Here is a 12965-nt window from a genome sequence, read left to right as displayed (position 1 = left end):
CCTCAGTTCGCCGGGTAGCGGTCGATGGCGGGCGGCTTCGGCGCCGGCACCCCGGAGAGCCCGAGCGTGGCGTCGTAGGCCTTCTTCCAGTCGCCGTTCTTCTCACCGGCGGCGAGGGCGTCGTCGATGGCGAGGCGCAGCGCGTTGTCGCGCCGGGGGACCCCGATGCCGTACGGCTCCTCGGAGAACGGCTTGCCGACCACCTTGAGTTCGTCGGGCACCTTGGCCGCGTAGCCGATCAGGATCGCGTCGTCGGTGGTGACGGCGTCGACCTGGTAGGTGAGCAGGTTGTCGACGCAGACGGAGTACGTGTCGTAGGCGACGAGGGTGGCCTTCGGGTACTCCTGCTGGATGCGCTGGTAGGGGGTGGATCCTGCCGCCGAGCAGACGCGTTTGCCCGCCAGGTCCCCGGGGCCCTTGATGTCGTCCTCGTCGTGCCGTACGAGCAGGCCCTGCCCCGCCAGGTAGTACGGGCCGCCGAAGCCGACGAGCTTCTTGCGGTTGTCGTTGATGGTGTAGGTGCCGACGTAGTAGTCGATCTGCCCGTTCTGCAGGGCGGTTTCGCGGTTGGCCGACGCGATGGTCCTGAACTCGATCCGCCGGGGGTCCAGACCCAGCGAGGCCGAGATCATCTTGGCGATCTCGATGTCGAAGCCCGAGTAGGTGCCCGTCGCGGGGTCCTTCTCGCCGAGGTAGGGCTGGTCCTCCTTGGCGCCCACGATGAAGCGGCCGCGGCTCTTGGCCTTCCGCCAGGTCGACGACTGGGGCAGCTGGAAGCCTGTGGCCACCCGGTATTCGGGGAGCTTCTCGGCCGCGGGGCCCTTCGTCGGCGGGCTGCCCTCCTTGCCGCAGGCGGTGGAGACGAGCGCGGACAGGACGAGTGCCGCCACGAGCCGGGTCGTACGCATGGTGTGTCTCTTCACGAGCGCGTCGCCCCCGTCAGTGCTTGAGGATCTTGGAGAGGAAGTCCCTGGCGCGCTCGCTCTCCGGGTGGGTGAAGAAGTCCTCCGGGGTCCGGTCCTCGACGATGCGGCCGTCGGACATGAAGACCACGCGGTTGGCGGCGGAGCGGGCGAAGCCCATCTCGTGGGTGACGACGACCATCGTCATGCCGTCACGGGCGAGCTGCTGCATGACCTCGAGGACCTCGTTGATCATCTCGGGGTCGAGGGCCGAGGTCGGCTCGTCGAAGAGCAGTGCCTTGGGGTCCATGGCCAGGGCGCGGGCGATGGCCACGCGCTGCTGCTGGCCTCCGGAGAGCTGCGCCGGGTACTTCTCGGCCTGCGTGGACAGTCCCACGCGCTCCAGGAGCTCCCGGGACCGGTGGTCGGCCTCGTCCTTCTTGCGGCCCCTGACCTTGGTCTGCGCGAGCGAGACGTTCTGGAGAACGGTCTTGTGCGCGAAGAGGTTGAAGGACTGGAAGACCATGCCGACTTCGGCGCGGAGCCTGGCGAGGGCCTTCCCCTCATCGGGCAGGGGCTGCCCGTCGAGCCTGATCTCCCCGGACTGGATGGTCTCCAGCCTGTTGATCGTCCGGCAGAGTGTTGATTTGCCCGACCCGGACGGGCCGATGACCACGACCACCTCCCCCTTGCCGACGGTGAGGTTGATGTCCTGGAGGACATGCAGCTCTCCGTAGTACTTGTTCACATCACGCAGCTCGATCAACGGATCGACGGCCATGGCAAGACCTGCCCACTCTCAGCTGTGTACGTCCGCGCAAACTATCCACGCAGAAACGGGACTTAACGGACGACACGCACGCCTGGGCATTAACCGTATTTGCGGCAGTCGGGGTGCGGTGGGGGTTACGTCTCGGAGGCCTCGGCGTAGATCTGCGACAGCTCGGGGGCTCCCTGCACCGCCCAGTCGAGCCCCGCCTCGACGACCGGGATGTCCCGTCCGGACCTCAGCCGCACGACAGGGCCGCCACCGGGCCATACGTGCCAGGTGGCGCCCGGCACGGTCCGCACCACGACCGTGCCCAGGTACAGCCCCGCGTCGTTGCCGAGCCAGGGCAGCAGCTCCGGGTCGTCGCGCCAGCGCGGCAGCAGCTGGTCGAGGGCGGTCAACGACGCCGGGGAGTCGTCCAGTTCGAGCCCGGCCGCGGCCGCCTGGGAGCGCAGCAGCTCGCACTCGGACAACAGCTCGGCCACACCCGCCGGGTCCTCCTCGAAGGCGGCCGCGAGCCCGCGGGCCGGGTCCGTCGCGGAGTGCCGCTTGCGCCACTTGTCGAGGAACGGGATGTTCATGGTCGGCCTCTCCGTCGCGTGGCGCCGCCGGACGCGCGGCCGGCCGCTGATTCCGTAATGTCCAAATGTATCTGGCATCAGTTGATCACGGAATCTGCTGAATCACCCTCTGGGCCCATTCCTGTACGGAGGGGCCCGGGAGGGCGGGGTGTACGGGGTCTGGCACCCACCCGCCACCTGCCCGGGACCGAATGGCCACGGGCTGGACTCCCGGGCGGACCCTGGGCATTGACGGAGCCCGCGACCTGGCCGCGGGTGCGGGCGGCGAGGCGGGCGGCATCGGGACGTTGCGCTACGGGACGGCTCACGCGGCAGCTACCGGCCCACCGCACCGGACTGGCGTTCGAGCCCTGGAGCGGCCGGACCGGCGGAGGGCTCGCCCGCGGCGTGCACCGCGGAAGCCGACGCCCTGAGGCCGGCTCAGACGTCCAGGTCCACCACCACGGGCGCGTGGTCCGAGGCACCCTTGCCCTTGCGCTCCTCGCGGTCCACATAGGAGTCGGAGACGGCCTTCGCGAAGGGTTCGTTTCCGTACACCAGATCGATGCGCATGCCCTTGTTCTTGGGGAAGCCGAGCTGGCGGTAGTCCCAGTACGTATACGGGCGGTCGTACTTCAAGGGGCGCGGCACGATGTCGGTGAGGCCCGTCTCCCGCAGGGCGGTGAGGGCGGCGCGCTCGGCCGGGGTGACGTGCGTGGCGCCCACGAAGAGCGACGGGTCCCAGACGTCGTCGTCGGTCGGCGCGACGTTGAAGTCGCCGAGGACGGCGAAGGGGCGGGAGCCTCCCGCGTCCCCGGCGACGGCGGCCTTGAGGGCTTCGAACCACTGGAGCTTGTACGCGTAGTGCGCGTGGTCGACCTCGCGGCCGTTCGGCACGTACACCGACCAGAGGCGGACCGGGCCGCAGGTCGCGGCGATCGCGCGGGGCTCGGCCGCGCCCTCGTACCCGGGGTCGCCCGGCAGGCCCTTGACGATGTCGTCGAGGCCGACCTTGGAGATCAGCGCCACGCCGTTCCACCTGCCGGTGGCGTGCACCGCCGACTCGTATCCCAGCTCGCGGAGCGCGTCGGCCGGGAATCCCTCGGCCGTCGTCTTCGTCTCCTGTATGCACACGACGTCCGTGCCGGTGGTCTCCAGCCAGGCGAGGAGCCTCGGCAGCCGAGCGGTGATCGAGTTCACGTTCCAGGTCGCGATACGCATGACTCACAACCTACCCGGCGCCACTGACAGTCAGAGTTCGGCCGTCTCCCCCGGTGTCAGCCGCAGGTGCTCGGCGCCGCCCAGGGCGCCGATCTGGTGGTCGTAGATGGGCCGGGCGAGGTCGGTGAGCAGCGCGTCGTGGACGTCGTAGGCGCGCTGCGGCTTGACCTCGCGTACGTAGTCGATCACCTCGGAGATCTTGCTCCAGGGCGCCATGACGGGGAGCAGCAGCGTCTGGACCGGCTGGTCGGGGACGGTCAGGGCGTCGCCGGGGTGGAAGACCGAGCCGTCGACGAGGTACCCGACATTCGTGATGCGCGGGATGTCCGGGTGGATCACGGCGTGCAGCTCGCCGTGCACCTGGACGTCGAACCCGGCGGCCGTGAAGGTGTCGCCGTGCCCGACGGTGTGCACGCGGCCGGGGAAAGCGGCCGAGATCTGGTCCGCGACCGACTTCAGGGTCCAGATCTCGGCGCCGGGGCGGGCCTCCAGGGCGGCGCGCAGCCGTCCCTCGTGGAAGTGGTCGGGGTGCTCGTGGGTGACGAGGATGGCGTCGGCGTCGAGCGCCGCGTCGTCCTCGCTGAAGGCGCCCGGGTCGATGACGAGCGTGTGGCCGTCCTTTTCGAGACGCACGCACGCGTGGGTCTTCTTCGTGAACATCGTGCGCTTCGCGCGCGCGGAGGAGCTGTCAGCGGAAGTCGTCATGTCAGTCATCCCTCCATGCTGCTCCTCCCGCCGCGTCCCGCTACTCCGGGGGTGTGGTTTCCTCGCGGATCACGGCCTGCGCGACCTTGAAGGCGGAGTTCGCCGCGGGCACCCCGCAGTAGACGGCGGCCTGGAGCAGCACTTCCTTGATCTCGGCCGGGGTGAGGCCGTTGCGCAGCGCGGCGCGGGTGTGGAAGGCCAGCTCGTCCAGGTGGCCGCCGGCTACAAGCGCGGTGAGGGTGACGCAGCTGCGGGAGCGGCGGTCGAGGCCCGGCCGGTTCCAGACCTCGCCCCAGGCGTAGCGGGTGATGAGTTCCTGGAAGTCGCCGGAGAAGTCGTCGGCCGCGGCCAGCGCCCGGTCCACGTGCGCGTCGCCGAGCACTTCGCGGCGGACCTTGATGCCCGCCTCGTACGGGTCGGGCCTGCCCGGGCCGACCACGGCCTCGGGCTGCTCCGCGGCGGCGATCTCGGCCATGGGGGCGACGGGCGGCGGGGACAGGACGGGCTTGACGGGCGGGGGGGTGATCGCCGCCTGGGTGTCCTGTGCCTGCCAGGCGGTGGAGAAGTGGCGTACGAGCAGGTCGGTGACCGCGGCGGGCTGCTCGACGGGGGCGAGGTGCGAGGCCCCCGGCACGACGGCGAGGCGGGCGTCGGGGATCCCCGCGACGAGGGTGCGGGCCTCGACCTGCCCGGTGACCTGGTCCTCGGAGCCGACGAGGACCAGCGTGGGGATGCCGATCCTGCCCAGCTCGGCGCGCACGTCGAAGGCGGCGAGGGCCTCGCAGGCCGCGATGTAGCAGCCGGGGTCGGTGGTGCGCACCATCTGGACGGCCCAGTCGGTGATCGCGGGCTGCGCGGCGGCGAAGCCGGGCGTGAACCAGCGCTCGGGCGCGGAGCGGGCGATGGGGTCGAGGCCGTTGCTGCGCACGATGACCCCGCGCTGACGGAACTCGTCGGCGGTGCCGAAGCGGGGCGACGCGGCGATCAGGGCAAGCGAGGCGACGCGCTGGGGGTGCCGGAGTGCGAGCTCGGCTCCGATGGCGCCGCCGAAGGCGCAGCCCGCGTACCCGAAGCGCTGCACGCCGAGCCCGTCGAGCGTGGCGAGCAGCCGGTCGGCCAGCTCGCCGACCGATCCGCAGGGGTGCGCGGGCGCCCCGCCGTGCCCGGGCATGTCGAAACGGAACACCCGCCAGTGCCGGGTCAGGTCGGGTATCTGGCGGTCCCACATGTGCCATGTTGTCCCGAGGGAAGCACCCAGAATAAGGACTGGGGCGTCTTCCGGCCCGTCAAAGCGGTACTGCAGGGTCTTCGTCGTCGTCTCACTCACCCGCCCCACGCTCCCACGTCTCACATCTCTCTCACCACAGGGGTCGGGGGACCGGTCAGACCACTCCAGGTATCCGCCGCCGAACGAAGATCTTCCACGTCCGGCTTCACGTACCAGCGCTGCGTGGTCCTGACGTCGGTGTGCCCCGCCCATCGGGCGAGGAGATGGTCAGGGACCCCATTGTTTGCCAGGTAGGTGAAGCAACTCGCGCGGGCATCGTACAAACGGACCCGCCGCAGCGCATTCTCGGCCATGACCTTGTACGCCTGCTCACGCAACTGCCGCACATTGAGCGGCGTCCCGAGTTCGTCCACCAGCACGTACCCGCTGTCCTCGTACGCCTGCCCCGCCGCCCGCTTCTCAGCTGCTTGAGTGGCCTTGAAGTTCCTGAGGGCCGCCTTGACCAGAGTGGGCAGCGGGAGATCTCGTTCCCCAGCAAGCGACTTCGTGTCCTTCTCCACCACGGTCTTGTTCCCCACCAACGTGCGGGTGTTGGCGATAGCCAAGGTGGCTTTGTCCAGATCCAGATCGGCCCAACGCATGCCGCACACCTCTGCCGGGCGCAGACCCATCAACGACAGGAGGAGCGGGGCGTACAGCCGGTCGCCCTTCACCGCGATTACGAAGGAATGAACCTCCGCGGCACTCCAGGGCAGCACTTCCGCCTTGGCCCGCCGCTCAGCCTTGCGTACCTTCCGAGGGATTGTGATCTCTTGGGCGACGTTCACCGCGACCAGGCGCCGCGCTACGGCCCGGTTGAGAGCTTCCTTCAGCCGCGTGAGGGACATCTCCACCGAGGTAACCCCCAGACCGGGACCGGCCTTCGTGGGGCGTACGCGGCCCTCCCGAAGAGCCCACAACATCCACGCTTCGACATCATCCTCACTGAGCTCTTGGAGCCGGATGTGCCCAAGCCTGCCCCGGACACGGTCCAGGGTCACCCTGTAGGTGGAGATCGTGGTCTCCTCCAGGTCTTCCGCCTTCTTGGCGAGCCACTGATCGAGCCACTCGTTCACGGTCATCTTGTTGCGCGACACGAACGCCCCTTCATTGCGACGGACCGTGATACGTGCGTACTCGGCCTGCGCCTCCTTGAGCCTGCCGAAGGTACGGGTCAGCTGCTTACGCTTCCCAGTGGCTGGGTCGGTCCCGACATCGACCACGAACCGGTACCGGACCTGCCCCTTCGCGTTCGGCGGCAGCTTCTTGATCGGTTGAGACAGGATCGCTCACTCTCCTCGCAGGCGTGGAAAATCCACATCGGCGGTGCCATCGCTGCCTTCAGCGAAGGGCACCACAGTCATCAGGGCAACAGACAACAGCGCTCTCCACGTCCGGGGTTTGCGGCGCCGCCTGCTTCGTCCGCCTAGGCTCCACTGCCAAGCACAGCCGAGTGCGAACACCCTCAATACTCGGGACGATCCCCGGTTTCGCTAACCGGGGATCGTCTGCTATGTATCGCCCTGCACGACGAGACCTTGCCCCTCGCGGTCATATCGCCCTCCTTCAGGAGGGCACCTGGCAGAACCGCGGGACAGGGAGGGCATAGCGCGCGTGTCGAACACAATCAATCCGCCGCCGGCGACCCGATCGAGGACGCAGGCCACAACACATATAGAAGTACCAACGACGCGGGTATCGCACCGCGTTGCCTTCCCCGGAATACAACGCTCAGCCTCACCCACTCATGTATTTCACGGCGAGCGCACTGCTATGCACGCAGGGCAGTCGCGGACTAGGCATTCTCGCCGGGTCTTGGCCATCTCGGCCCGAATCCTCACGGTCCGGTGGGCGGGGGCAAGGTCAGCAGGCACAGTTCCTCGCGCCGCAGAGCCGTGTCATAGACGAGGGCGAGCAGGACACAGTGAGGCTTTCTCAACGAAATGACCTGGGTGAAGCGGTGTGGACCACCGCCTGTCGCGAAGGCCCCTATAACGGAGGTTGGTAGACACCGTCCTGACCAGGTTGAAGACCTCGCGGGCGGCATATCGCTTGAGGCATCGGATAATCTCCCGCCGGGTCTTGCCCTTACGGGTGCGGCGTTCGTAGTACGCCTGGGTACGCGGATCGTGATGCAGCCGGGTGAACACGATGCGGTGCAGAGTGGCATTCGCCTGCCGGTCGCCACCATGGTTGAGCCGCCGCGAGCTCCGACCGCCCGATGAGTCTCGATGGGACGGGCTCCGCACTGCGCGGCGAAAGACGCGTCGCTGCCCGGCCGCTCGGGATGGGACGAACGGTCTGGAACCCTCTTTCGTGCGCGGCCGACCACAGTGGTCGCCCTGCGGGAGCAGCGAGCGGGCTTCAAGTACCGGGGCGCGGGGCCTAGGCACGTCTGCACAGCGGTCTTCCCATGCGGCTTTCCACGTTCGTAGACCGCGCGCGATGCGTAGCATGTGGGCTGTGAATCTTCCGGCTCGCGTGCGGCAGGCTCTCAACGAATCTGTCCATCCAGCAGAGTTCGAACGGTGCGCTTGTGCCCTGTTGCAGTCTCGGTATCCGGGGCTGTCGGCGGTCGAGGGCGGCCATGACTTCGGCCGTGACGCAGATATCTACTTTCCTTCCGACAGCAATGATCCTCAGGCGCGGGGACGCCTTATGGTCACCACCGGTGATCCGATAGCCAACGTGCGCAACGGCCTGAGTCGGATGCAGCAGGAGGGCTTGCAGGTCGACCTCGTTGTCGTGGCCAGCTCGCGCCCCGTCGACGCTCGCACTCGGAGGTCTATTGACAAACTGTGCTCGGACCGAGGACTCCCTCCAGCCCACGTGTACGCGCAGGAGTGGTTCGTTCACCAGTTGGTGCGTGATGCGGCATGGCGGCAGAGTCTGTTGGGTATCGAGGGCCGACTAGGTGCCTTGCTCGACGAGCCTTTGGAGGCACCTCTGGTATCGAGCCCACCGCCGCTGGTGGGCAGAAGGAGCGAGGTTGAGGCCCTTTCGGCTGCAGTGGACGCCTGTCGGGACGTAGTGCTCGTTGGAGTTCCGGGGGTGGGGAAAACTCGACTCACCGGTCAGCTCGGTGATCGGGTGGTCTACGTAGAGCCCACTTCGCTGGCTCACGTTCATGACGACCTGCTTCTGGTGCTGCCGCGAGCAGTGGTCGTGGACGATGCTCATGCTCATCCTGATGCAGTGCGTATCCTGCGACACGTCCGCCGACAGACCGATCTGTTGTTCTCCACGGTGGTAACAACCTGGCCTGATCAGCTTGATGAGGTGCGTAGCTGGCTGCCCGGGGCACTGATCATCAACGTGGGCCCTCTCGAACGGACGGAGATGAACACGCTGGTCACCTCCGCGGGTGTCACCGGTCATCGGTCCCGGGCCGCAGTACTTGACCAAGCGGACGGTCGGCCGGGCTGGGCGGTGACGCTGTGCGAGCTGCTGGCCAGTGGGCAGAGCGGGGACGTCTTCAGCGGCAGAGCGCATGTAGCGCATGTTGAGCGGTACCTGAGCGAGGCAACAACGTCACACACCGCACTGGATGCGCTGGCATGTGTGGCCGCCTTGGGTGGTGCATCGCCGGAAACGCTGTACGCCCTCGCACCCTTGGTCGGCGCGGCTCCCGCTGAGTTGTCCGGCATGATGGAGGGCCTCGCACACAACGGCCTGGTGGAGTCCGTGGAGGACGTCTGGCGGCTGCAGCCGACCCTGTGCGCGCCGCTGGTAGCACGCTGGTTCTTCACCAGCCCGGTGCGACGGCCGTGGGGCACGCTGGTCGATGCCTTCCCCGACCACGCACTTAACCTTGTGTCTGCGGTGATGTCCGCAGCCGAGGTGGCCCCTTCCACGCAGGCGCGGGCACAAGCAGAGATGTGGATCCAGTCGCTGTCCGCCCCCACGTCCTGGGACGTGAGCACCTTCGCCGTGGTGGCGCAGTACGCCCGCCTGGACCCCAGCGCGGCCCGGTTCGCGGCGAGCGGGGCTCTGGCCGTGCTGGCCACTCCTCGCGAACCAGAAGAGCTGTATGGGATGGCCGTCGACCGCCTCAGTGATGCAGCAACCCAGCAACTCATCCAGAGCGCACGTCAGTTCTTGCTACCGGAAGCGATCGGAGGACTGCTGGCCCTGGCGGTGGGAGACAGGCGTCGTCGGAACTCCACCCCGGATCATCCGCTGCGCGTGCTCTGCGATCTGGCCAGCATGATCGATCCCGACTTCGGTACATCCCTTGAGATCCGCACCCGACTGCTGCGGGCGGTACTCGACTGGATGCGCCACCATCGCGCCTCGGTCGAGCAATGGAGCGTAGCCACCGAAGCCCTGGCGGGCATTTTCAACTTCGAGGTATCAGGGAACTGGCCGGACCCAGGGGCACCGACCACGGTCACTCTCGCCCACGGCGTTGACTCCGCAGACAATCTCTCAAGGCTGCTCCGCCTGTGGGAACAGGTAGTGCCGCTTCTGATCAGCGATGCGACAAGGGGGGACAAGGTTCCTTGCCCGCCCGTCGCGCTGGTCCCCCTGCTAGACATGGCACTGGGATGGGTCCGGCTCGGCCTGGGCGTCGCCTCCCGTGGCCAGACGCCCACAGCCGAGCAGATCCGGTGTGGCGCTGAGGGAGGACGCAGTATTCTGGTTTCGCTCCACCCATTGCTGCAAAACAGCCCAGGTGCAGTGATGCGCGCCCACCGCGAACTCGCCCTGATGCAAGGCCGTGCTCAAACGGCTGGCCAGAAGCTGCCCACATTCGACGTCGACCCCGATCTTCAGTCCTTCTGTGAATGGGGAAGCGTCGACTTCACCCGTGACTACGAGGCAGCCACCGAGCAGGTGCTCACTCAAGCGAAGACACTCGCAAAGAAACTGATTGCTCTGGGACCTCGCGCCGGAGTGGCCCGATTCAGCGAACTGGCTGAGCAGGCACAGGTCCTCGGTGAATACACCGGCTACCTGACAGCCATCCGCATGGGCGAACTGATGACCGACCCGGCTGCCTGGTACCAGGCAGCCGCCGAATCAGGTGAAACCCTGCTGCTTGGGACTGCCCTGACGCAGTGGCTCACCACGACGCCCGACGCGGTGCCGCCGCCTATGTTGTGCGCGGCCCTCGACGATGCCGCCTCCCGCCCCACTGTCATCAGCGCCGTCCTCGCGCGCGGCGTGGTGGATCAGACGGGAGAGCTGGTGATCGACTCGATGCGGACCGAGGACGCGGCACTGCTGGAGACGTTGATTCGCCACGAGCCAGACGATGTCATGCACCGCCTGCTCATCCACACAGTCCCTGCCATCGCCGCGAGCGCAGCGATCAATTTCTCGGTTGGAGCACCACACGGCCCCGTCCTGCCAGCAGAATGGCAGACATCATGGCGCCGCGCGATGCAGAACCTGCGCATCGATCACCTACCCCCGCATAGCCAGTGGCGAGCGGGCAAAGTCCTCGCGTACCTCGCGGAGCATGACGCCGACACCTTCGAGTCATGGTTTCACGAGCGGCTGCAGGACATGACCGCCAAGGGCTGGTACGCCTCGCCGCTCCCACACGACGGTGATCACATCCTCGCTCACCTCCCACGTCCGCACCGACTACGTCTGGCCGTTCAATGCATCCGGCTGCCCCGCGTCGGCCACAGCGCCCTCATTCATCTCGTCGGCTCGGACAGCGAGTTGGCCCAGCAGCTGCTCGACGATCACGCTGTAAGCCCTGACAAACTGGTTGACGCCCTCTTCGGGCAGCGCAACATGGCCGTAGAGCAGATCGGTCCGCTCCTGTTGGAGCGGGGAGCGAGTGCTGACAGGGTCGCGGCGGCTGTCGCTTGGTACGACTCTTGGTCAGGGGACCGCTCACGGATGCATTCTCAGCTTCTGGACTACTTCACCGCGCTTGCCGACCGAGTGCCTGCGCTGCGCGCGGTCGCGGCAGCGGGCCGCTCACAGCAGAAGGCGCTGCTTCACCAGGCTGAAGAGCGAGAACGTGCCGCACGAGTCCGCGGACAATGACCGCGGTTGCCTCTTGTGAGCGGTTGACGGCGGTCAACACCACTGAGGTAACCGATTGAAGGCGGCCACCGTCCTCACCATATGAAAGGCGAACCGAAGCCTTCACTTCGTCTTCACGGAGCACGGTAAGAAAGAGCTCGCTGCCCAACTCCCATAGATACGCAGGAGGAACCAGGCCACCCGAACTCTCCCGACGTGCAGGTAGGTGTACTGACCTGGGAGGTTGGGGACAGCACTGAATGCTGTCGTGCCAGAGGGATTCCTGCGATCTGGAGTGATCCAGTGAACGCCAAGGGGATACAACGGCCCCTACCGACTGCTGGCGTTTGCCCAGCTCCTGGCCTCGCTCGGACTAGCCCGGGTATTCCGTACGTGTTCCGGGACAGCGCCTTCCGGGTCATGACCGGGTGCTAGGTCGTCAGCCGTGCCTCGATGGCGGCCCAGTGGCTGCGTACTGGATGCACCAATCCGCCTCTCAAGTCCTACTACGCCCGCTGGGCGTGCCAGTTGTTCGGGATCGGCTTGCAAATCCGGCAGTCTCAGGGGGTACAAGACCTCCGTGCCACAGGCCGCGACAAGATCACCAACAACATCCGGAAAGTGAGTCAGAGCCCAAACCCGGAGCCACACGCGAGGGCGGCATCGCCGGACGTGCCCGCATCGAGCACGTCCCGGACGGAAGCGGGCACCATACGGGGCGTGGATCACCAGCCAACATGTCGGCCGCGACCGCCTCGACCACGCCCAACTCGTTGCCCTCGCCCACCTCCCAGTGCAACGCGCGTAGTAGCGGACTGGCCTGCGATGATGACGGCGTGCCAGAGCCAGGGACCACTGCCGTCGTCGTTGTCTTGCCCGATGCCGCTCCGCTCCTCGATGCGGCGTGGCGTATCGACCCGGCTCTGGTGCGTCATGGGGTGCCGGCGCATGTCTCGCTCCTCTACCCGTTCGTGCTGGAATCGGCGCTGACAGATCAGGACGAGAAGGGCGTGCGTTCCCTGGCTGCGAGTTTCCCGGCAGCTGATCTCCTCTTGGAGGAGGTCGTGACGGAGTCCGGCTTCGTCGCCGTCACCGTTCCGGGACTCCAAACGATCGTCGATGCGTTCCGCACCCAGTGGCCCGGGTTGCGCCCGTACAAGGGCCGCTTCGGGGCGCGGCCCGCCGCCCATGTCACGGTCGCCATGGGTGCGGACAACCCGACAGCTGCCGCCCATGTCCGTGCTGCGATCGGCAGTCTGCTACCGCTGCACACCCGTGCGGTGGCGGTCCAGCTGGTGGTGCTGACGGAGGAAGGCTGGCAACCGCGGTTCACCATGCCGCTCGGCGTCCCGGACCGGCCGTAGACATCGCCCGGCAGTTCCTCGCCCCTGGCCGCAATCACAGCCCGAGGCCGGCACCCCACCCTCGGTCGCGCCCTGCGCCCCGCGACCTCCGGGAGTTCCTGCGGCGGCCAGGACTGGACCCGCGGGACCGTTTGGAGATGCAGCACACGCTCCTCACCGCTGTCGCCGCGGAAACTTCTCGATAATTCCGAA

Annotated in this window: 10 protein-coding genes; 2 read left to right on the top strand and 8 right to left on the bottom strand. The window is 67.4% G+C overall.

Going from position 1 to position 12965, the window contains the following annotated elements:
* Positions 1–2: 2 nt before the first annotated feature.
* The 8 genes from CP975_RS29680 to CP975_RS36030 form a co-directional block, all read right to left on the bottom strand.
* On the bottom strand, positions 3–908 hold the full coding sequence (locus CP975_RS29680; RefSeq protein ID WP_055532735.1) for a glutamate ABC transporter substrate-binding protein: 906 nt from the start codon (positions 906–908) through the stop codon (positions 3–5).
* Positions 909–939: 31 nt separating this feature from the next.
* The gene (locus tag CP975_RS29675) at positions 940–1683 is read right to left on the bottom strand and encodes an amino acid ABC transporter ATP-binding protein (RefSeq protein ID WP_055532733.1); all 744 of its coding nucleotides are present in this window, start codon (positions 1681–1683) and stop codon (positions 940–942) included.
* A 125-nt stretch (positions 1684–1808) separates the two neighbouring features.
* On the bottom strand, positions 1809–2252 hold the full coding sequence (locus CP975_RS29670; protein ID WP_055532731.1) for a DUF6278 family protein: 444 nt from the start codon (positions 2250–2252) through the stop codon (positions 1809–1811).
* 420 nt (positions 2253–2672) lie between these two features.
* A complete protein-coding gene (locus CP975_RS29665; RefSeq protein WP_055532728.1) occupies positions 2673–3452 on the bottom strand; it encodes an exodeoxyribonuclease III in 780 nt (259 codons plus the stop codon).
* A 30-nt stretch (positions 3453–3482) separates the two neighbouring features.
* Entirely contained in the window at positions 3483–4166 is a 684-nt protein-coding gene (locus CP975_RS29660) for an MBL fold metallo-hydrolase (protein ID WP_425474289.1), read from the bottom strand.
* A 31-nt stretch (positions 4167–4197) separates the two neighbouring features.
* Positions 4198–5484: a bifunctional 3-oxoadipate enol-lactonase/4-carboxymuconolactone decarboxylase PcaDC gene (gene pcaDC / locus CP975_RS29655; protein ID WP_150477552.1), complete on the bottom strand. Its 1287-nt coding sequence runs from the start codon at positions 5482–5484 to the stop codon at positions 4198–4200.
* A 20-nt stretch (positions 5485–5504) separates the two neighbouring features.
* On the bottom strand, positions 5505–6647 hold the full coding sequence (locus CP975_RS29650; RefSeq protein ID WP_150477551.1) for a site-specific integrase: 1143 nt from the start codon (positions 6645–6647) through the stop codon (positions 5505–5507).
* 675 nt (positions 6648–7322) lie between these two features.
* Entirely contained in the window at positions 7323–7880 is a 558-nt protein-coding gene (locus tag CP975_RS36030) for a transposase (protein WP_246201677.1), read from the bottom strand.
* A 7-nt stretch (positions 7881–7887) separates the two neighbouring features.
* Here CP975_RS36030 and CP975_RS29640 point away from each other — a divergent pair, with 7 nt between their 5' ends.
* Together CP975_RS29640 and CP975_RS29635 are read left to right on the top strand one after the other, a co-directional pair.
* The gene (locus CP975_RS29640) at positions 7888–11430 is read left to right on the top strand and encodes a hypothetical protein (protein WP_150477550.1); all 3543 of its coding nucleotides are present in this window, start codon (positions 7888–7890) and stop codon (positions 11428–11430) included.
* Between the two features lie 716 nt (positions 11431–12146).
* Complete coding sequence (locus CP975_RS29635; protein ID WP_150477549.1) at positions 12147–12773, top strand: 2'-5' RNA ligase family protein; 627 nt, start codon at positions 12147–12149, stop codon at positions 12771–12773.
* Positions 12774–12965 lie beyond the last annotated feature (192 nt).

Source organism: Streptomyces alboniger (assembly GCF_008704395.1).
GTDB lineage: Bacteria > Actinomycetota > Actinomycetes > Streptomycetales > Streptomycetaceae > Streptomyces > Streptomyces alboniger.
The sequence above is the reverse complement of the archived record's forward strand: the minus strand, read 5'-3'. Positions and strand labels throughout refer to the sequence as shown.